At 71.5% G+C, this 19,384-nt stretch carries 18 protein-coding genes; 7 read left to right on the top strand and 11 right to left on the bottom strand.

Annotated elements, in window-relative coordinates:
- Positions 1 to 63 precede the first annotated feature (63 nt).
- On the bottom strand, positions 64 to 1,689 hold the full coding sequence (locus ACFC51_RS09900; RefSeq protein ID WP_376527898.1) for a regulator: 1,626 nt from the start codon (positions 1,687 to 1,689) through the stop codon (positions 64 to 66).
- A gap of 313 nt (positions 1,690 to 2,002) precedes the next feature.
- Here ACFC51_RS09900 and lipB point away from each other — a divergent pair, with 313 nt between their 5' ends.
- The 4 genes from lipB to ACFC51_RS09880 all read left to right on the top strand — a co-directional run bounded on the left by lipB (position 2,003) and on the right by ACFC51_RS09880 (position 5,133).
- A complete protein-coding gene (gene lipB / locus ACFC51_RS09895; RefSeq protein WP_376374844.1) occupies positions 2,003 to 2,821 on the top strand; it encodes a lipoyl(octanoyl) transferase LipB in 819 nt (272 codons plus the stop codon).
- Between the two features lie 134 nt (positions 2,822 to 2,955).
- Entirely contained in the window at positions 2,956 to 3,924 is a 969-nt protein-coding gene (gene lipA, locus ACFC51_RS09890) for a lipoyl synthase (RefSeq protein ID WP_376374841.1), read from the top strand.
- 270 nt (positions 3,925 to 4,194) lie between these two features.
- On the top strand, positions 4,195 to 4,395 hold the full coding sequence (locus ACFC51_RS09885; protein WP_099176328.1) for a hypothetical protein: 201 nt from the start codon (positions 4,195 to 4,197) through the stop codon (positions 4,393 to 4,395).
- A 30-nt stretch (positions 4,396 to 4,425) separates the two neighbouring features.
- Complete coding sequence (locus ACFC51_RS09880; RefSeq protein ID WP_376374838.1) at positions 4,426 to 5,133, top strand: DUF4191 domain-containing protein; 708 nt, start codon at positions 4,426 to 4,428, stop codon at positions 5,131 to 5,133.
- A 98-nt stretch (positions 5,134 to 5,231) separates the two neighbouring features.
- Here the strand turns inward: ACFC51_RS09880 and ACFC51_RS09875 are convergent, their stop codons facing one another.
- Entirely contained in the window at positions 5,232 to 5,699 is a 468-nt protein-coding gene (locus ACFC51_RS09875; protein ID WP_376374835.1) for an RDD family protein, read from the bottom strand.
- Between the two features lie 222 nt (positions 5,700 to 5,921).
- Between ACFC51_RS09875 and glnA the strand changes: the two genes are divergently transcribed.
- Complete coding sequence (gene glnA / locus ACFC51_RS09870; RefSeq protein ID WP_104784933.1) at positions 5,922 to 7,331, top strand: type I glutamate--ammonia ligase; 1,410 nt, start codon at positions 5,922 to 5,924, stop codon at positions 7,329 to 7,331.
- 137 nt (positions 7,332 to 7,468) lie between these two features.
- Here glnA and ACFC51_RS09865 read toward each other — a convergent pair whose 3' ends face one another.
- From ACFC51_RS09865 to ACFC51_RS09850, 4 genes are all read right to left on the bottom strand, one after another.
- A complete protein-coding gene (locus ACFC51_RS09865; protein ID WP_376527895.1) occupies positions 7,469 to 8,530 on the bottom strand; it encodes a zinc-binding dehydrogenase in 1,062 nt (353 codons plus the stop codon).
- A 52-nt stretch (positions 8,531 to 8,582) separates the two neighbouring features.
- Positions 8,583 to 10,028 (bottom strand): aldehyde dehydrogenase family protein, encoded by a 1,446-nt coding sequence (locus ACFC51_RS09860; RefSeq protein ID WP_376527893.1) that lies wholly within the window; start codon positions 10,026 to 10,028, stop codon positions 8,583 to 8,585.
- A gap of 57 nt (positions 10,029 to 10,085) precedes the next feature.
- Entirely contained in the window at positions 10,086 to 11,408 is a 1,323-nt protein-coding gene (locus tag ACFC51_RS09855) for an MFS transporter (RefSeq protein WP_376527891.1), read from the bottom strand.
- 92 nt (positions 11,409 to 11,500) lie between these two features.
- Positions 11,501 to 12,709, bottom strand: a complete 1,209-nt coding sequence (locus tag ACFC51_RS09850; RefSeq protein WP_376527889.1) for a CaiB/BaiF CoA transferase family protein — start codon at positions 12,707 to 12,709, stop codon at positions 11,501 to 11,503.
- 106 nt (positions 12,710 to 12,815) lie between these two features.
- Between ACFC51_RS09850 and ACFC51_RS09845 the strand changes: the two genes are divergently transcribed.
- Both ACFC51_RS09845 and ACFC51_RS09840 read left to right on the top strand, forming a co-directional pair.
- Positions 12,816 to 13,448, top strand: coding sequence for a TetR/AcrR family transcriptional regulator (locus ACFC51_RS09845; protein WP_376527887.1), 633 nt, complete (start codon positions 12,816 to 12,818; stop codon positions 13,446 to 13,448).
- A 93-nt stretch (positions 13,449 to 13,541) separates the two neighbouring features.
- Positions 13,542 to 14,330, top strand: a complete 789-nt coding sequence (locus ACFC51_RS09840) for a leucine-rich repeat domain-containing protein (RefSeq protein ID WP_376527884.1) — start codon at positions 13,542 to 13,544, stop codon at positions 14,328 to 14,330.
- An 89-nt stretch (positions 14,331 to 14,419) separates the two neighbouring features.
- Here the strand turns inward: ACFC51_RS09840 and ACFC51_RS09835 are convergent, their stop codons facing one another.
- The 5 genes from ACFC51_RS09835 to ACFC51_RS09815 all read right to left on the bottom strand — a co-directional run bounded on the left by ACFC51_RS09835 (position 14,420) and on the right by ACFC51_RS09815 (position 19,306).
- Entirely contained in the window at positions 14,420 to 16,231 is a 1,812-nt protein-coding gene (locus ACFC51_RS09835; protein ID WP_376527882.1) for a choline/carnitine O-acyltransferase, read from the bottom strand.
- A 37-nt stretch (positions 16,232 to 16,268) separates the two neighbouring features.
- The gene (locus tag ACFC51_RS09830; protein WP_376374813.1) at positions 16,269 to 17,075 is read right to left on the bottom strand and encodes a class I SAM-dependent methyltransferase; all 807 of its coding nucleotides are present in this window, start codon (positions 17,073 to 17,075) and stop codon (positions 16,269 to 16,271) included.
- Positions 17,076 to 17,142: 67 nt separating this feature from the next.
- The gene (locus ACFC51_RS09825) at positions 17,143 to 18,012 is read right to left on the bottom strand and encodes an arpA protein (RefSeq protein ID WP_376374810.1); all 870 of its coding nucleotides are present in this window, start codon (positions 18,010 to 18,012) and stop codon (positions 17,143 to 17,145) included.
- Between the two features lie 141 nt (positions 18,013 to 18,153).
- Positions 18,154 to 18,960, bottom strand: a complete 807-nt coding sequence (locus ACFC51_RS09820; protein ID WP_376374808.1) for a hypothetical protein — start codon at positions 18,958 to 18,960, stop codon at positions 18,154 to 18,156.
- Positions 18,961 to 19,036: 76 nt separating this feature from the next.
- On the bottom strand, positions 19,037 to 19,306 hold the full coding sequence (locus ACFC51_RS09815) for a hypothetical protein (RefSeq protein ID WP_376374805.1): 270 nt from the start codon (positions 19,304 to 19,306) through the stop codon (positions 19,037 to 19,039).
- Between the last annotated feature and the right edge of the window lie 78 nt (positions 19,307 to 19,384).

Raw genomic sequence — 19,384 nt, 5'->3', positions numbered from 1 at the left:
CACGGGCCGGGCCGGACCTGGTCCGGCCCGGTCGTTCCTCCTGGTCCCCGGGAGACGCCCGGATCAGCCCAGCGCGGCGACCCGGTCGCGGTATCCGCGTACGGCTACGGCGTCCCGGTACGGCTCCAGGCGGCGCTCGAAGTCCCGTACGTACTCGGTCGCGCGGACGGACCTCATCTCCGCCGCCTGCTGGGCCGCCTCGGCGCCCAGCAGGCACGCCTGGTCCAGCTCGCCGAGCCCGAGCCGCGCGGAGGCGAGCACCACCCGGCAGAACAGCCTGCTCCGGGCGTACGCCGGCGCGCGTAGTTCGAGTGAGCGTTCGGCGTGCTGGGCGGCGACGCGGTACTGCTGCAGATCGCGATAACAGTGGCCGAACTCGTCGGCGAGCTGGGCCTCGTCGAAGTAGCGGGCCCAGTGCGGCACGTCGTCGCCCGGGCGGGAGGAGCCGAGGGCGCGCTCCGCCCGCACGAGCGCGGCGACGCAGGCCCTCGTCTCGCCGAGGACGCCGTGACCGCGCGCCTCCACCGAGTGCAGCAGAGCCATGACGACGGGCGGCGCGGAGGAGCCGATCCCCTGCTGGGCGACGCGCGCCAGCTGGACGGCCTCCCTGCCGTGCCCGAGATAGACCGCCTGCCTGCTCATCGTGATCAGCACGTACGCGCCGTACGGCCGGTCCCCGGCCGCCTGGGCGAGCCGCAGCGCCTGGACGAAGTAGCGCTGGGCGAGGCCGTGCGCCGCGATGTCGTACGAGGTCCATCCCGCCAGCCGGGTCAGATCGGCCGCGGCGGAGAACAGCCGGCGCCCCAGCGCCTCGCCGTAACTGCCCCGGAGCATGGGCTCGGCCTCGTGCTCCAGATACCGGACGAGGGCCTGCCGGGCGTGCCCGCCGCCGTAGGCGTGGTCGAGCGTGCGGAAGAGCTCGCCCACCGAGCGCAGCGCGGCGACGTCCCCGCTGCCGACCCGCTGCCCGGCGGCGCGGTCGGTCTGCCGCTGGCGCGGGACGCCCAGGGCCGGCGGAGAGGGCGGACGGGAGGGGCCGGGTCCACGGGTGCCGCCGGTCCCCCGGATCCCGGGGCCGGCCGCCGTCTGCGTGGGGACGGGTCCGCCGGGCGTCTGCGGGGCGCCGGAACCGTTGGCCCGGTGGAGCCCGTGCGGGCCGCGTAGCGGCTGCGCCTCGGCGGTCGCGCGCGGAGCGGGCAGGCCGGCCTCTGCGTTCCCGCGGTCCGGCGGCTCACCGCGGCCGACCCGTTCGTCGGCCCGTCCGATCAGCCAGTCCCTGCTGGGGACGACCAGGCCCGCGGGGGTGAACGCGATCTTGCGCAGCTCCGCGTGGCTGCCCGAGTCCTTGCGCCAGAGCCCGCTGACGATGTCGACGGCCTCGGCGGGCGTGGCCGCGAACTCCAGGCCGGCGTAGACGGGCGCGCACGCGTCCAGGCCGAGGTCCTGCGCGGAGAGCCGGCGCCCGAGCCGCCGGGTGAAGACCTCGGCGATCAGCGCGGGGGTGGTGCCCCTCGGCTGCTGGCCGCGCAGCCAGCGCGTCACCGAGGTCTTGTCGTATCGCAGGTCGAGCCCGTGCTCGAGGCCGAGCTGGTCCACGCGGCGGGCCAGGCCCGCATGGGAGAACCCGGCCTCCGCGATGAGGGCAGCGAGCCGCCTGTTCGGGGTGCGCTGCGGAGGTCGTTCCGACATCAGCTGTAAGGTCTCCTGCCTTCGGCGCCGGGCGTACGGCCCTCACGGGCTCCCACGATGAGGAGCGGGCGAGCCCGTCATGGAACGGCGCGAACTTAACCGCCCCGGCGGCGACGTCGGTGACCTTCGCTTCACATTCATCCGATCGTGTGAGGATTGTCGGATCACTGACGAAAATCTCCCTGCCCGTAACCTGCCGGACGGGGCCCTCCGGGGCGGTCGTACAGTGGCTGGGGGCGCACATCAGTGCATGGTGACGTGGCTCCGGGGACACCCCCCGGCCCTGCGGCACCGCGAGTAGGGAGGCACCCGAGTGAGTGAGCTGCGGTTCGTCCGTCTGGGATTCGGCGAGGACCGGGTCGACTACCAGGAGGCCTGGCAGAAGCAGCGTGAGGTGCACGCGGCCCGGTTCGAGGACACCGTCCCCGACACCTGCCTGCTCCTCGAGCACCCGCCCGTCTACACGGCGGGGCGGCGCACCACGGAGAGCGAACGCCCGCTGGACGGCACCCCCGTCATCGACGTCGACCGCGGTGGCAAGATCACCTGGCACGGCCCCGGGCAGCTCGTCGGCTACCCGATCCTGAAGCTCCCCCGCCCGGTGGACGTGGTCGCCCACGTCCGGCGCATCGAGGACGCGCTGATCCTCACGGCCGCCGAGTTCGGCGTGCGGACCAGCCGGGTCGAGGGCCGCAGCGGTGTCTGGGTCCTCGGCGACCCGGTCGAGGACCGCCCCGCATTCGGCGGGCTCTCGCTCGACTTCGATCCCCGGCTGCACGACGAGGAGTTCGACCCCCGGCTGAACGGCCCCGAGTACGCGCCGTCCAACGCGGGCCAGCGCCGCGAGGACCGCAAGCTGGCCGCGATCGGCATCCGGGTCGCCAAGGGCGTGACCATGCACGGCTTCGCCCTGAACGTGAACCCCGACAACACGTGGTTCGACAGGATCGTGCCCTGCGGGATCCGGGACGCAGGCGTGACATCGCTCTCGTACGAACTGGGACGTGAGGTCACGATCGCCGATGTTCTCCCGGTCGCCGAGAAGCACCTGAGGGACGTCCTGGAGAACGCGGTGCCCGCGCCCCGGGTCGTCGAGCCGCCGGCGCCCCCGAGGGCCGCGGCACCCGCCTGAGGCGCCCGCGCGGGCCCACGGACGGAATAGGGCCCCTCGGCCACAGGTTGGCCATACGTAAGACCGTTCTAACCACGGGCGTACCCTGGTGTTCGCCGAAGAATCCAATGCAGCGAAAGCAAAGGGGTGCCGGAGTGTCCGGTGTCGCACCCGACGGGCGCAAGATGCTGCGCCTGGAGGTCCGAAACAGCCAGACCCCCATCGAGCGCAAGCCCGAGTGGATCAAAACCCGGGCGAAGATGGGCCCCGAGTACACGAAGATGCAGGCGCTCGTGAAGGGCGAGGGGCTGCACACCGTGTGCCAGGAGGCCGGCTGTCCGAACATCTACGAATGCTGGGAGGACCGCGAGGCCACCTTCCTCATCGGCGGCGACCAGTGCACCCGGCGCTGCGACTTCTGCCAGATCGACACGGGCAAGCCGCAGGCTCTGGACCGCGACGAGCCCCGCCGCGTGGGCGAGTCCGTCGTGACGATGGACCTGAACTACGCCACGATCACCGGCGTCGCCCGCGACGACCTGGAGGACGGCGGTGCCTGGCTGTACGCGGAGACCGTGCGCCAGATCCACGCCCAGACCGCCGGACGTGAGGGCGGCGCCACCAAGGTGGAGCTGCTCATCCCCGACTTCAACGCGGAGCCCGAGCAGCTGGCCGAGGTCTTCTCCTCACGCCCCCAGGTCCTCGCGCACAACGTCGAGACGGTCCCGCGCATCTTCAAGCGGATCCGGCCGGGCTTCCGTTACGAGCGCTCCCTGGAGGTCATCACGCGGGCCCGCGAGGCCGGCCTGGTGACGAAGTCCAACCTGATCCTCGGCATGGGCGAGACCCGCGAAGAGGTCAGCGAGGCGCTCCGGGACCTGCACGACGCGGGCTGCGAGCTCATCACGATCACGCAGTACCTCCGCCCCTCCGCGCGGCACCACCCGGTCGAGCGCTGGGTGAAGCCGCACGAGTTCGTGGAGCTGAAGGACGAGGCCGACGCGATCGGTTACTCCGGCGTCATGTCGGGGCCGCTGGTGCGCTCCTCCTACCGTGCGGGACGCCTCTTCCAGCAGGCGATGGAGCGGCGCGGCGCGACCGCCGCGGCCCCGTCCGCCGTGTGAATCGGCGCACAAGAGATTACTGAGCAGTAACAGTCGCGACGGCGCGGCCCGTACGTCCCCCGCAGGTCGGGGGCCCGTATGGGCCGCGTCGGCGTGCGCGGCACCGAAATCAGGGTTTCATTGGTGTTTGACCGACCGGTCATGCACTGGTAACACCGAGCAGTGACCCTAGGTACATCGGCGGTGGCTTCCGCAGCCGCCTTCGTCATTGCTTCCCGCTACTCAGTGCGCGCCGGACGCGCGCATCCGCTCCGAGGGGGAACACCCACGATGCACGCAGCACCGGTACGAGCCAACGCCATCCCGACCGTCACCACCGCGCTCCGCGCGGTCGAGTCGCTGCTGATGAGCAGCGGCCAGCGCACCGCCCGCCGCAACGCCTGGACGGCCGTCCTCGAGGACCGCCGCAGGGCCCAGGACCGGGTCGAGGCGGAGCATGTGCTGAAGGCTGTGGCCGACCACCGTTCCTAGGTCACTCCCGGGCCACGTAAACTTCTGTACATGGCGAGGAAGGCACACACTGAAGGCGCGGACAGCGCCGAGAACGCGGGGCGGCTCAAGCAGATCGCCCTGACCTACAAGATGACCAGGCGGTCGGACCCCAAGGTGGGTCTTGTCGTCGCGGGTGTGGGAATCATCACCTTCGGTGTCCTCCTCGCGATCGGTTTCCTGATCGGTCACCCGGTCTACGCGGGCATCCTGGGCTTCGTACTGGCCCTCCTCGCAATGGCGATCATCTTCGGACGACGTGCCGAGCGCGCGGCCTTCGGCCAGATGGAAGGACAGCCCGGCGCGGCCGCGGCGGTGCTGGACCGGGTGGGCCGCGGATGGACCACCACTCCGGCCGTCGCGATGAACCGCAGCCAGGACGTCGTCCACCGGGCGGTCGGCAAGGCCGGCATCGTGCTGGTGGCCGAGGGCAACCCGAACCGGGTGAAGAGCCTGCTGGCCGCCGAGAAGAAGCGCATGGCGCGCATCGTCGTGGACGTACCGGTGCACGACATCATCGTCGGTGACGGCGAGGGCCAGGTGCCGCTGAAGAAGGTGCGCACCACGATGCTGAAGCTTCCGCGGGTCCTGACCGGCCCGCAGGTGACCGCGGCCAACGACCGGCTCCGGGCGATGGGCGACCTGATGAGCAACATGCCGCTGCCCAAGGGCCCGATGCCGAAGGGCATGCGGATGCCGCGCGGCGGAAAGATGCGCTGACCGAGCACGTACGAAGAGGGGCGGCCCCGGACGATGCACTCGTCCGGGGCCGCCCCTCTTCGCTGCCGTACGTCCGCCGGACGCCTCGCCCCGACTCCTCAGATCCGGACCTGGACGGCGCGGGCCAGCCTGTCGTGGAGACCCCGGCTGTCGCGGTCCCAGACGATGGCCGGGATCACCAGGAGGAGCAGCACGCTCCGCAGGACGACCCGGACGACGCCGAGCCGTCCGCCGTCCTCGGCGAGCACCCGCAGCCCCAGGATCCGCTTGCCCGGCGTGGAACCCACGGTTCCGACCGTCAGCAGGCTCATCACGAGGAAGACGCCGAGCGCCCAGTTCCCCGCCGCCTGCTGGTCACCCGGAGCGAGCAGCCCGTATGCGATCACCATGCACACGGCCCAGTCGATGAAGAGTGCCCCGAAGCGCCGGCCGAGCGGGGCGATGGACCCCGGGCCCTCCTGGGGGAGACCGAGGCGCTCGCCCCGGTAACCGAAGTCGGCGCCCATCTCCTCGGCCGCCGCGCGCGGCCCCGAGAGCCACGATCCGATTGCTTGCCTGTTGTCCACCCGTCCACGGTACTGCGCCCACGTTTGCGACTGGCCGGGCGGGGCACGGAACACGTCGCTGAGGTGCCGCCGGCAACCCGGCTGGTTAACTTGTGCGAAACAAATGGGTCATGCTGGAGAAATCCCTTCTGCCTATGGTCGGGTCCAGCGTGTGCCACCGCACTGGCCACACAGACGAGCTGCAACCCCGCCCTTTCCCGGGTCGGGAGTAGGAGGAGTTGGATGTTCCAGAACGCCGACGAAGTCCAGAAGTACATCGCCGACAACGACGTCAAGTTCGTCGACGTCCGGTTCTGCGACCTGCCGGGTGTGATGCAGCACTTCACGATCCCCGCGGCGTCCTTCGACCCGGCCGAGGAACTGGCTTTCGACGGCTCGTCGATCCGCGGCTTCCAGGCGATCCACGAGTCGGACATGGCGCTCCGCGCGGACCTGTCCACGGCCCGTGTCGACCCCTTCCGCCGTGACAAGACGGTGAACGTCAACTTCTTCATCCACGACCCGATCACCGGCGAGCAGTACAGCCGTGACCCGCGGAACGTGGCCAAGAAGGCCGAGGCATACCTCGCCTCGACCGGCATCGCCGACACCGCGTACTTCGGCCCCGAGGCCGAGTTCTACGTCTTCGACAACGTCCGCTTCCAGACGTCGGCGAACGAGAGCTTCTACCACATCGACTCCGAGGCCGGCGCCTGGAACACCGGTGCGGTCGAGAACAACCGGGGTTACAAGGTCCGCTACAAGGGCGGCTACTTCCCGACCCCTCCGGTCGACCACTTCGCCGACCTGCGCGCCGAGATCTCCATGGAGCTGGACAAGAACGGCCTCCAGGTCGAGCGCCAGCACCACGAGGTCGGCACCGCCGGCCAGGCCGAGATCAACTACAAGTTCAACACGCTGCTCGCCGCGGCCGACGACCTCATGCTCTTCAAGTACATCGTGAAGAACGTCGCCTGGCGCAACGGCAAGACCGCGACGTTCATGCCGAAGCCGATCTTCGGTGACAACGGCTCGGGGATGCACGTCCACCAGTCCCTGTGGTCCGGCGGCTCCCCGCTGTTCTACGACGAGCAGGGCTACGCGGGCCTCTCGGACATGGCGCGCTACTACATCGGCGGCATCCTGAAGCACGCCCCGTCGCTGCTGGCCTTCACCAACCCGACGGTGAACTCCTACCACCGCCTGGTCCCCGGCTTCGAGGCCCCGGTCAACATGGTGTACTCGCAGCGCAACCGCTCCGCCGCGATGCGCATCCCGATCACGGGGTCCAACCCGAAGGCCAAGCGGGTCGAGTTCCGCGCCCCGGACCCGTCCTCCAACCCGTACCTGGCGTTCTCGGCCCTGCTGATGGCCGGCCTGGACGGCGTCAAGAACAAGATCGAGCCCCCGGAGCCGATCGACAAGGACCTCTACGAGCTGGCCCCCGAGGAGCACGCGGGCGTCCAGCAGGTCCCGACCTCGCTCCCGGCGGTCCTCGACGCCCTCGAGGCCGACCACGAGTACCTCCAGGCCGGCGGTGTCTTCACGCCCGACCTGATCGAGACGTGGATCGACTACAAGCGCACGCACGAGATCGCCCCGATCCAGCTGCGCCCGCACCCGCACGAGTTCGAGCTGTACTTCGACCTCTAAGGACGACCGCCGGTCGGTCCTCCGACCTGGCTGTCGGCAAGGCTGAGGCCGCCACTCCCCTCGGAGTGGCGGCCTCAGCCGTTCCCCTCGGCGGGGCCCGGTCCCATGGCGGGGCCATGTCCGGCGGTGCGCACGGCTCACATCGTGGTCAGCGCCCGGCCGAGAATCTTGCCCTGGGCGAGGTCGGTGACAGCCCTGTTGATGTCGTCCAGCGGGTAGCGGTCGGTCACGAAGGCGTTGAGGTCGAACGTGCCGTTGTGATGCCAGTCGAGGAATGTCGCGATGTCGTCCTGACGGCAGCCGCCCGCGGTGGTGCCGATGAGCGACTTCTGACCGGTGAGCATGTTGCCGTTGGTCTGCCGGGCGATGTCGAGTTCCAGCGGCTTCCTGGGCAGGCCCACGATGACGGCGGTGCCGCCCATCGACACGCCGAGGCGGCCGGGGCGGGACGCGTTGACGGCCTGGGTGACCGTCTCGGGCAGGGCGACGCAGTCCACGGCCACGTCGACGCCGCCTCCCGTGATGTCGATGATCGCCTGCACGGGGTCGCCCTGGCTCGCGTCGACGGTGTGGGTGGCGCCGAACTTCCGCGCGAACTCCAGCTTCTCGGCGGCCAGGTCGACGGCGACGACGTGCTCGGCGCCGCGGATGGACGCGGCGGCGACGGCGGAGAGGCCCACGCCGCCGACCCCGAAGACGGCGACGCTGCCACCGGCGGCGACCGGGGCGACGCGGGAGACGGCGCCCGCGCCGGTCAGCACGGCGCAACCGACCACCGAGACGACGTCCTGACGGCTCTTCTCATCGAGCGGGACGACGTACAGCTCGTCGACGAGGGCGTGGTCGGCCCAGGTGTAGACGTTGGGCGAGTAGGCGGTGCCGAGGCCGGGGATGTCGAGGGAGGCGCGGCCCGGCATGCGGTCGGCGGCGCGCGGCAGCCACGTGACCAGCACGGTCGCGCCCTCGGCCACGTGCGTCACCTCGCTGCCGGTGGCGAGGACGGTGCCGTAGCCCTCGTGGCCGAAGAGCATCGGATCGGGGTGCGGCACGTGCATCCAGAACAGCTGGCTCTGGCAGACGCCACTGGCGTGGACCTTGATGAGCACATCGTGCGGACCCGGGCCGGGCAGCGTGACCTCGCGCAGTTCGAGCGGCTGTCCGGGCTTGTCCTGGACGACGATACGGGTGTTCGTGGGCATGGTGGTGCTCCTGATTCGGACGTACGGAGTGGTGCGGCGCCAGGTCAGCGCGTCAGATGCCGGGCCAGGGACTGGGGAGCGGCGCGTCGGCGACGCGCAGGGTGACGCGCTTGGTGCGGGTGCAGCCCGCGACGGCGTCCTCGCCGTAGGCGCCGCCCAGGCCGCTGTCCTTGAAGCCGCCGAACGGCAGCGCGGAGTCCATGACCAGCGGGGTGTTGCCGTGCACGACGCCTGCTTCGACGGCCTGGGTCATGCGGATCATGCGGCCCATGTCCCGGGTCCAGACGTAGCTGCTCAGGCCCAGATCGCCCGAGTTCACCAGCCCGATCGCCTCGGCCTCGGTCGTGAAGGTCTGGACGGTCAGGACGGGGCCGAAGACTTCCTCCTCGGCGATGCGCATGTCCGGGCGCACGCCGTCGAGCAGGGTCGGCTGGACGTAAAAGCCGGGTTCACCGGGGGCGTGGGCACCGCCCCCGGTGAGGACGCGGGCACCGTCCGCCCGTGCCTCCTCCAGCATGCCGACGACCTTCTCGTACTGACCGCGGGATACCAGCGGCCCGACCATGGTGCCCTTGGCGGTGGGGTCGCCCACGGTGACCCGGGTCATCCGCTCGCGGACCTCCTGGACGAACTGCTCGGCGATGTCGGCGTGCACGATGAGGCGGCTGGACGCGGCGCAGATCTGCCCCGCGTTGACGAGGATGCCGAGGACGGCGGCGCGGGCCGCGGAGTCCAGGTCGGCGTCGTCGAACACCACGATCGGCGACTTGCCGCCCATCTCCAAGGTGAGCTTCTTGAACGTGTCGGCGGCGGCGTGCGCGACGGCCCGGCCGGTGGGCACGGAGCCGGTGAAGGAGACGCCCGCGACGCCGGGGTGGGCGCACAGCGCCGCGCCGGTGGAGCCGTCACCGGTGACGACCTGGAGGACGCCCGCCGGGATGCCGGCCTCCTCGGCCAGTTCGGCCAGCCGCACGGCGGACAGCGGCGACAGCTCGGACGGCTTGACGACGGCGGAGTTTCCGCAGGCCAGCGCCGGAGTGACCCGGGCCATGAAGGAGTGCGCGGGGGCGTTCCACGGCAGGATCACCACGTAGACGCCGAGGGGTTCCAGGACGCTGTACGAGAGGCGGCCGGGCACGTCGGCGAGCTGCTGGCCGAAGAGCTTGTCGGCGCGGCCTGCCCAGTAGCGGGCGTGGCGGGCGCCGCGGTGGCTCTCCATCAGGGCGTCGGGCAGGTTCTTGCCGGTGCACCGCACGTCCAGCTCGGCGATCTCCTGGTGGTGGGCCTCGACCAGCTCGCCCCACTTCCAGAGCAGTTGGCTGCGGGCCTCGCCGGGCAGGGCGGCCCACCGGCGCTGGGCCGCTGCGGACACCTCGACGGCGCTGTCGCACTCCTTCGGACCGTGGTTCACCACCTCGCCGACGACCTTCTCGGTGGCCGGGTCGACGATCTCGATCACGGCGGTCCGACCCGCGGGCGCGGCGTGCTGGTTGTGCATCGGAAAGTACCTTTCGTACTGCTCCCGGCGAGGGTGCCGGGAAGCTTGTGGAGGGGGTCAGGCGGGGAGCGGCTCGACGTCCGTCGGCACCGGGGCCTTCGGGGCGTCGCGCTCCGGATCGACGGTCAGCACGGCCACGAGGCCGCACACGAAGGTCAGGGCGCCGCCGAACACGAACGCGAGCGTGTAGCCGGATCTGTCGTCCGAGGCGGCGTCGATGAGCACGCCGGTGACGGCGGGGGCGATCAGCCCCGGCAAGCTCTGGACCGCGACCAGCAAGCCGAGCGAGGCTCCGCGCCGGTCCACGGGAGTGACCTCGGACGTCGTCTCGTACGAGAGCCCGAAGGCACCGACGCCGAAGCCGAACGCGACGGCCACCAGCGCGAGTTGGCCCGCCTTCGCGTCGACGGACGGCAGGAAGGCGAGCGCGGTCCCGGCCGCCAGGACGAGCGCCCCCTGCGTGATGCCGCGCGAGCGGCGGGAGGAGACGCCGCGCCGGGACATCCGGGCCGCCCACGGGCTGACGGTCAGCGGGACGACGACTGTGAACGCGGCATAGAGGGCGACCGCCTGAGCGGCCTGCGCCGACGTGTAGCCGTACTGGTCCTTCAGGTACGAGGGCAGGAACGCGGAGCCGAGGGCGACGGTCCAGTACGCCCCGAACCCGCCGATCGCACCGCCCCACCAGGTACGGCTGCCGAGGAAGCGGCGGTACGAGGTGAGTGAGGCGGATGCGCGGGAGGGCTCGGCCCCGGACGGCGAGGCGCTCTGCGCGTTGCCGTCGGCGTCCACGCCGAAGGGGCCCTCGCGACCGGTCAGGAGCCAGAGCACGGCCCAGAGTGCGCCGGTGGCGGCCAGGGCCCAGAACGCGGCGCGCCAGCCGTGGTGGTCGATGAGGTGGGTGAGCACGGGGGCGGCGACGAAGACACCCAGGCCCGATCCGATGACGTACAGCGCGCTGGGCAGGGCGCGGCGCCTGGGCGGGAACCACTTGTACAGCGCGTGCACGGCGACGCCCGCGGTCGGGCCCTCGCCGGCGCCGAGGACGACGCGCGAGGCGAACAGCGTGCCGACCGACGCCGCGAGGAGCAGCGGAAGTTGGGCAAGGGACCAGACCACGGCGAGGGCGAGCAGCACCCAGCGGGTGGCGACCCGGTTGGCGACGAAGCCGACGACGACCGCCGAGATGCTGAACAAGACGAAGAAACTGCTGGCCACCAGGCCGTACAGGCTGTGACTGAGGCCCAGTTCGTCGGAGATGGGGTCGGCAGCGAGCCCGAGCACCGTCTTGTCCCCGAAGTTGATCATCGCGAGGGCGAAGATCATGAACGCCATCAGCCACGCGCGCCGGGGCTGCGGAACCACGGCGGAATCCGCCACTTCAGGCAGGGCCCCTTGCTGTCGAGTCATGGTCGTCACGCCTGTCTACGTCGTCGGAGATCGGGGTACACGGAGGGAGGGGCGGCGTCGCGTCAGACGACACCGTCGGCGTGGAGCGCCGCGAGGGCCGCGGCGTCGAGGCCGAGGAGCTGGGCGAGGACCTCGTCGGTGTGCTCGCCGAGTGCGGCACCGAGGCTGCGGATGGATCCCGGCGTCTCGCTCAGGTGCGGCAGTGGCGCCGCCATCAGCAGGTCACCGTGGTGTTCGTCGTGCACCTCGGCGAGGGTGCCGCGCTCGCGGTAGTGGCGGTCTGCGGCGATGTCGGCGACGTTCATGAGCGGCGCGGACGGAATGCCCGCGTCGTTGAGCAGCGTGACCACGGCGTCGGCCTCCAGGGCGGCCACCCAGGTCGCGACGATCTCGTACAACTCCTCCTGGTGCGCGAGCCGTGCGTCGCGCTCGGCGAAGCGCTCGTCCTCCGTCAGCCCGGGGCGGCCCATCGCCTGGGCCAGGCGGCGGAAGAGGGGGTCGGTGCCGGCGTGCACGGACACCCGGCGGCCGTCGGCGGTGTCGAAGTCGCTGGCGGGCGCGATGTTCGGATTGCGGTTGCCGAGCCGTTCGCGGACCGCGCCGGTTCCGCTGTAGGCGACGAGCGCGTTCTCGCAGGCCCGGAACCCGGCTTCGTACAGCGCGAGGTCGATGATCTGTCCCTCACCGCCGCGCAGATCGCGGTGGTACAGCGCGGTCATGGTCGCGAAGGCGGCCAGGTAGGCCGCCATGTAGTCGATGACCGAGTAGCCCGAGCGCACCGGCGGGCGGTCCGGATCGCCGCTGACATAGGTCAGCCCCGAGTAGGCACTGGCGATCCGGTCGAAGGCGCCCCGGTCACGGAACGGGCCGGTCAGCCCGTAGCCGGTGAGGAAGACGAGCACGGCGCGCGGATTGAGGGCGCGCAGTGCGTCCGGCCCGAGCCCCCATTTCTCCAGCGTCGGCGGACGGTAGTTGGTGACCACGACGTCGAAGTGGGGAACGAGCTCGCGGAGCAGTTCCTGCCCGCGCCCGGTGCGCAGGTCGATGGTGACCGACTTCTTGTTGCGCCCTTCCTGCACCCACTGCAGGGACCGCTTGCCAGGGGCGTCCTGTCCGGCCCCACCCCGGGTGAAGTCGCCGCGGCCCGGCTCCTCGACCTTGACCACGTCGGCGCCGAAGTCACCCAGGAAGGTCGCGGTCACCGGGGCTGCCAGTACGGTCGAGACGTCGAGTACGCGTATTCCAGCCAGAGGCGGCTGTGTGTCGGTCATGATCCACCTAATCAACGGTTCGTTAACAACGGAACGTTAAGATGGGACCGTACGTCGCGATCACGCACCCGACAACGGGTTACTGACCAGTAGTTTTGGGAGTGTCATGTCGGACAAGCCAGCCGCAGCACCCGCCAGGCGCCGCCGGCGCACTCGCCAGGAGACCGAGGCGGATCTGCTCGACGCGGCCCTGCGGCTTCTCGAACGCGACGGCGCGCTGGCCGGGATCACGCTGCGCGAGGTCGCCAAGGAGGCCGGGGTCAACCACGGCCAGATCTACCAGTACTTCGGGGACCGCCAGACGCTGTTGCGGGCAGCCATCGGCCGCATCCTCGACACCGCGCCACTCGGTGCGCAGAGCCATTGGGACAAACCCTTCGCCGAACGCCGCCGCACCATGCTCCGATACGCGCTGGAACGACCCCAGCTCCTGCGCCTGGAAGCTCTGTTGGCGCTGGACGGCGACCCGGAACTGACGCTCTTCCCGGAGCTGGACCGCACCAGGCGGGCACTGGAGCGCGACCGGCGCGAGGGCGCTCTGCCCGAGGACGCCGACGGGCTGGTCATGCACGCCATGACCGCGTCGACGTACCTCGGTTACTGCATCTTCCGAGAGACGATCGCCCGCGACCTCGGCCTGGAACCGGAGGAACTCGACGAGCGGGCGGCCGCCGTCTACGACCGGATGCTTCACGGGCTGGTCACGGATCGGCAGGATCCGGGGGAACCGACGTGCTGAGGGCCGCCGTCCCGTGCGGGACGGCGGCCCTTCTGCGTTGCCGGATCTCCGTCTCCGGGCAGGTGGACCCGCCCAGCCCATAGGGTCGCGTCCATGGATGAGCGAGAGCGGCCGAGACTGTTCGGCAACCGGTGGGCGGACGCGGTGGGACCGGGCGGGGAGCCGGACCGGGACCGGTGCGACTGCCTCGACAGGCGCGGCGGCTCGAACAAGGCGGAGGTCGCCTTCCACCCGGACCGGCAGGACACATCGGCGCCCGGCTGGCTGCACCTGCTCCAACTCGTCGACGAGGCGGCCGCCGACGGCCGGGAGGTGTTCAAGCCCCTGGTGGAGCTGAGTCCCGCCGAGCGGCGCCAGATCGTCACGCTGCCGGCCGGCATCGCCGGCCTCACCGAGGTGCGGCAACTGGTCCTCTACGGCAGCAACCTGGTACGCATCCCGCCCGAGATCGGGGCGATGACGAATCTGGCGGAGTTCAGTCCGTACACCTCGCGCAGGCTCCACTGGCTGCCGTACGAGATCACCCGGTGCCGCAAGCTGCGCGACAGCACCGTGAGTACGCGGGCCCTGTACGGCAACTTCAGGTACCGGCCGCCGTTCCCCGTGCTCCGTACCGTGGACGACGACTGGGAGAGGACGTCGGTGGACCCGGGACGCTGGGGCGGCGGGGCGGTCCACGCCTGCAGCGTCTGCGCCGGCCCGGTGCCGGACCGCGAACTCCGCCGGCGGTGGATATCGCTCGCCGTGGCGACCGACGTCCTGCCGCTGCTCGTCAACGCGTGCTCGGAGGACTGCCTGGACGCCCTCCCCGCCCCCGCCGAGGGCTACGCCTCCGCCCCGCACCTGGGCGGGCCCGGCACCGTCAGCACGGACATCCGCTGAGCGGTGCCGCGGGGCCGCACCGCGAACCGGCCTGCGCCCGGCGGTGTCCACCCGTGGGTACGGGCGTACGCCGCCGCGCGGTCGGGGGTTCAGTCCGCCAGCAGGGCGCGCAGTTCGGCGACCGCCTCGCGGAGGTGGTCCGCGAAGGCGTGCATCTGGCCGGCGACCGTGCGCGGGGTGCTCAGGTAGAGGTTGAAGCGGTCCGGCAGCAGGACGTAGGCGATGCCGATGCAGCGGCTGCTCGTCGAGCCGAAGCCGAAGTACTGGATGTTCTCCGACGGCGCCGAACTGGTGCTCAGGTAGTCGTCCCGCAGGGTGAGCCAGCCCGGGGAGCGGTACAGGGCGGGCTGTTCGTCCACGCCGAGCTCCTCGCCGCGGCGGCGCTGGATCAGTTCCAGCTCCCACAGGTGCTGCTCGGGGGCCTCCCCCGCCTGGCACTCCCTCGCCCGTGCCACATGGGCCGCGGCGGCGGCCCGGAACGCGGCGCGGCGGGCCTCGCGGCCGGCCGCGGGGTCCTCCATCGCCGCGACGAAGGCCGGCATCTCGGGGGTGACGACGCGCATCGCCTCGGTGCGTCCGTGGCGGTACTGCCGGGTGGCGATCGACTCGTACGTCGCCCCCAGGTGGCCCTTGGCGCGCTGGTGGGCCAGCTGGTACGCGACCTGCACGAAGGCGTCCGGGGACACCTTGAGCGCCTTGGCAGCCGTGCTGCCGAAGTCCTGGAAGGACACCGTGGTGGTGGCGGTGTCCCGTCCGTACGCGGCGAACGACTCGGCGGCGGCGCGCACCTGGGCCCTGAGGGGCTCGTCCAGCTCGAAGGTGAGCGGCCGGGGGACGGGGTCTCCCTGGGAGCGGGCGCCGGAGCCGAGGGAGTGCTCCTGCGGCGAGGTGCCGAGGAGCGCGTCGGTGAAGCTGAGGATGGTCGTCCCGTCCAGCTCGCAGTGCTCGACGTTGATGCCGGCCCTGCCGTCCGCGTGGACGACGAAGGAGACGGCCTTGTCGAACCAGCGGTTGCCGCGGTCCCCGTGGAGCAGTTCGTCGCAGGCCTCCTGGGTGCCGGCCGGTACGAAGTCCTCCAGGCAGACGCAGAACAGGGCGGTCTCGATGTCGTCCAGCGTCCGGGCGTTGCCGGGGTGGCGGGCGGCGAGGGCCGCGCGGGTGGCCGCCCATTCCGCCCGCGCCATCGTGGTGAGGTGGCCGGCCCTGTCCTCCTCGGCGGTGTGGACGTCGGCCTTGGTCACGGCGCGCAGCCCGGCCTCGATCTCGTCGAGGCTGTGCGGGACGCCGTCGGGGCCGATGACGTCGAGCCGGAACATGGTGCCCCGGAAGAACACCACGATGTGCCGGGCGGTGGACGGCCCGGGCGCCTCCTCGCTGTACGGGGCGCGCACCGTGTCCAGCGGCACGCCGGGGATGCGTGTGGTGGAGAAGAGGTACCTGTTCTGCACCATCGACTGGGGGACGCCGCGCTGCTCCACAGGGGCGATCAGGCCCTCGTCGAGCTGCCGCTTGTAGTGCAGGGCTCCCGCGACGAGCCCCGCCGCACGGTCGAGCTGCCCCTGCCCGGTGTCCTTGAACAGGAAGAAGAAGTTGGCGTTGAGCGCGATCCGGTCCCGGCGGCCGAGGTAGCGGTACGGCCAGAAGGTGTCGAGCCAGCTGTGGACGCCTTCCGTCGCGTCGTACTCCTCCAGCGCGGCGTGCAGGGTCCTGCCGGGGCCGCCGGGCCGCAGGAACGCCGTGACCTCGGCCTCCGTCTCGACGCGCTCCTGCGCGGTCAGCAGCGGGGCGCACCAGGCGAGGAACCGCTCACAACTCGCCTCGATCGTGGGCAGCGGCACGCGCGGGAGGGCGCCTTCGCGGGCGAAGGCCGCTTCGGCTGCTGCTTCCTGACTGACGTTCAATGCGGCTCTCTTCTCGATGAGTCGGTGGATGAGGGGGCTAGCGGTGCCGGGGTCTGGAGAGGTGGAGCTGAGCGTAGAGCCATCCGTCCGTCTCCAGGCCGCTCGCGTCCACTCCCGCGGCGGCCAGGCTGTCCAGGACGCCTCGCTGCTCCTCCGGGCCCGCGAACCGCCGCTGCTTGAAGACCTCGTCGATCCGCACGGTCCGGTAGCCCAGCTCCGCCAGGGCCGTCTCGACGGGTCCGAACGGGAACATCCGCAGCACGAAGTGCGCCATCCACGGGAGGCGGCCGTCCTGGGCCCGCACGACGCGGGTGAGGGTGCGTTCGGTGACGTAGCCGATGCAGCCCGTGGAGATCACCAGGTCCGTCCCGGCGAGCAGGTCCCGCTGCTCGGGGGTGGGGTCGTTCGCCTCGAGGTCCGCGTGGACGGTGTCGTCGAGGAAGCCGGCCTCGTGTGCGTAGGCCAGGGCGCTGGTGGAGGCGTCCAGGCCGGTGAAGCGCAGGCCGTGTGCGGGTCTGCGGGAGCGGGCGAGGTCCCGGTCACGTTCCAGGAGCGCGGCGCGGGAGGCGGGGCCGCTGCCGTCGTAGCGCGCGTACAGCTCGTCCATGGTGGCGTCGTACTTGAGCAGTGCCGCGTTGATCCCGTACGAGCAGCCGATGTCCAGGACGCGGGGGACGGGCACCCGCTCCGTCTCCCGGTACTCCTTGATGAGCTTGTCGAACCAGGGCTTGGCCAGTTGGGGGACGCAGTAGCCGAGCGGGCGCAGCTCCTGGAAGTAGGTGCGGGGGTCGGCCGCGGTGTAGATGTGGTCCAGCGAGACTTTTCCGGACGCGTCGAGACGCAAGGGGCTTCTCCTCGGTGGGGCGCGTGGGTGGCTGGAGCCGTTCGCCGTGCTGGTGCCGCCGGGAGCTCTAGTCCAGCAGCCGGTCGCCCCGCACGGCCCTGCCCTCCGCCTCCAGGTGTCCTGGCAGGACGCGGCCGAAGAGCTGCCGGGTGCGGGCCACGCTCCCGATGACGCCGGGGCGCTCGCTGTACGCGAAGATCGCGCTGTGGCGGGCGAGGCCGCCGCGGACGGGGCTGACCCGGTGCAGCGAGTAGCGGCCCTTGAACAGCTGCAGGTCGCCCGGCCTCAGCGGCAGACGTTCGGGCTGCCGTGCGGGGCGGCCGTCCAGGACGCCCCGCACGGCGTCGAAGCGCTCGTCCTCGGCGGACCTGATGTTCGGGCAGTACTCGAAGGAGCCGCCCTCCTGTGCCTCCTGGGTCAGCATGCTGACCGTGTACTCGTTGGTGTCGAAGTGCCAGGGGTGCTCCATGCCCGGCCGGACGACGTTGAGCACGAGGCCGGACAGCGGGTCGGCGAGCTCGTACAGGCGGGGCAGGCCGAAGCAGTCGGCGACGAACCGCTGGAACGGTTCATGGGCGTAGAGCCTGCTGATGAGGGAGCCCCCGGGGATGCGGTCGCGGGCGACGAACGCGTTGCCGCGCTCGAAGGTGCGCCGGCCGGGGTGGTCCTCGGGCAGCTCCGCGTCCACGTCGATGTTGTAGACGTTGACCGTCTCGACGTCGAAGTAGGCGTGCGGGGCGAGCGCGGCGCACTCCTGGCGCAGGATCCCGTGCAGCGCGGGGCGGACGAAGTCGGGCAGCACGGTGCAGCCGTCGTCGGCCAGTTCGCGCCGTGCCCGTGCCACCACGGCGCGGGCCGCGGTGCCTTCGGGGTCCGAGAGGGGGTAGCGGTCCGTGTCGACCACCTGGTCGAGCGTGATGGCTTGCAGAGTGCTCATTCGACCTCTCCACGCGCACGTCGGTAACTCAACTGACGAGTAACAGGGTTGAAGTTCCCACAGCACCGCTGTGTTGTCTGTGACACGTCACACGTCCGCACGGTGTGTGCGGTGGCCGGGTGCTCCCGCCGGCCGTTCCCGTCAGTCGAGGTCGATGACGGGACGGGCGGTGAAGTCAGCGAACATGTCCTCGCCCTCCGGTCCGTGGAGGAAGTCGGCCGTGTGCGGATTGCGGTTGGCGGTGGCCAGCGGAAGCCATTCGAGCAGGGTGCCGTAGCCGCCGCAGGCGGCCTCTCCCCCGTCGCCGCCGTATACGGAACCGGGGTCCGAGGTCATCTCGGCGCTCTCGTAGACGTCGAAGGCGATGTGCAGCCCGAAGGCGTTCGGCAGGAGGTGCGGGCCCGTGCCGCCGCCGTAGGGGGACACGCCCGAGGGGAAGCCTCCGCCCCAGCGGAACAGCGTCCCGGCGCCGGCTCCGCAGGCGTGCTCCCACTCGTCGGGGCCGGGCAGGCGGAGCCCCTGACCGGCGAAGAACGCGCCGACCAGCTCGGGGAGTTCGGGGAGCTTGCGAGGCTCCACCGCCATCAGCACGGCGGGCAGGGCGACCGTGCGCCGGGGGGTCATGATCCGCGCGAGGTGGGCGCGGGGGTCGTCCTCGAAGCCGAACCCGCCCGCGAGGCTCTCCTCGCGGTAGGAGGCGAGCTGCTCGGGGAGCGGCTGCCAGCCGTCCACGTCGAAGCCCACGGTCACCTCGCCGCCCGGGACCAGGGCGTACCGCTCGCCGTCCCGCTCGATCAGGGCACGGTGCAGGGCGCCCTCCGTGTGCGGGGCGGGGTCGAGGCGCAGCAGTCGGCCGCCCGCTCCGCGGGCCGCCTCCCGCGCGAACCGCTCCGCGGAGGCGGCGTCCAGGGCGCGCCAGCGGGCGAGGGTCAGGTCGGCATGAGGCATGGAGCGCAGTCTCGCAGCCGGGCGGCACAACGGTGCCCGTGCCCCCGGTGGACCCGGGGGCACGGGCGGGGCGGGATCAGCGGCCGTAACGGATCAGGGTGCGGACCATGCGGCAGGTGGTGTCGGACGGCCGGTGCATGGCGAGGCGGTCGGCCGCCTCGCGTATGCGGGCGTTGTGGGCGCTCGACGGCTGGTACACGCCGGTGTCGAGCAGGGCGATCGCCAGGCGCATGGCCTTCAGTCGGCGGTTGTGCGAGACGTACCACTCGCGGGGCCGGCCCGCGGGGAGACGCTTCTTCCGCAGGGGCGTGTGGAGCGGCTCGGGTGTGGCTGTGGCGACGGCCATCGGCAACCTCCTGGCACAGTGGTGGAACCCTCACGAACTCCCTCCATACTACCGCCGACCACTGACAATCGTCCCTGG

This window comes from Streptomyces sp. NPDC055962 (assembly GCF_042270185.1).
In the GTDB taxonomy this organism is placed as follows: Bacteria; Actinomycetota; Actinomycetes; order Streptomycetales; family Streptomycetaceae; genus Streptomyces.
The sequence above is the reverse complement of the archived record's forward strand: the minus strand, read 5'-3'. Positions and strand labels throughout refer to the sequence as shown.

Bases quoted from the DNA above. Each gene is read 5' to 3' on its own strand.
- ACFC51_RS09880 (WP_376374838.1), top strand. From the start codon at position 4,426: ATGGCGAGGAAGGCACACACTGAAGGCGCGGACAGCGCCGAGAACGCG.
- ACFC51_RS09850 (WP_376527889.1), bottom strand. From the start codon at position 12,709: ATGACCGACACACAGCCGCCTCTGGCTGGAATACGCGTACTCGACGTC.
- ACFC51_RS09840 (WP_376527884.1), top strand. From the start codon at position 13,542: ATGGATGAGCGAGAGCGGCCGAGACTGTTCGGCAACCGGTGGGCGGAC.
- ACFC51_RS09900 (WP_376527898.1), bottom strand. From the start codon at position 1,689: ATGTCGGAACGACCTCCGCAGCGCACCCCGAACAGGCGGCTCGCTGCC.
- glnA (WP_104784933.1), top strand. From the start codon at position 5,922: ATGTTCCAGAACGCCGACGAAGTCCAGAAGTACATCGCCGACAACGAC.
- ACFC51_RS09885 (WP_099176328.1), top strand. From the start codon at position 4,195: ATGCACGCAGCACCGGTACGAGCCAACGCCATCCCGACCGTCACCACC.
- ACFC51_RS09865 (WP_376527895.1), bottom strand. From the start codon at position 8,530: ATGCCCACGAACACCCGTATCGTCGTCCAGGACAAGCCCGGACAGCCG.
- ACFC51_RS09845 (WP_376527887.1), top strand. From the start codon at position 12,816: ATGTCGGACAAGCCAGCCGCAGCACCCGCCAGGCGCCGCCGGCGCACT.
- ACFC51_RS09825 (WP_376374810.1), bottom strand. From the start codon at position 18,012: ATGAGCACTCTGCAAGCCATCACGCTCGACCAGGTGGTCGACACGGAC.
- ACFC51_RS09860 (WP_376527893.1), bottom strand. From the start codon at position 10,028: ATGCACAACCAGCACGCCGCGCCCGCGGGTCGGACCGCCGTGATCGAG.
- ACFC51_RS09815 (WP_376374805.1), bottom strand. From the start codon at position 19,306: ATGGCCGTCGCCACAGCCACACCCGAGCCGCTCCACACGCCCCTGCGG.
- ACFC51_RS09820 (WP_376374808.1), bottom strand. From the start codon at position 18,960: ATGCCTCATGCCGACCTGACCCTCGCCCGCTGGCGCGCCCTGGACGCC.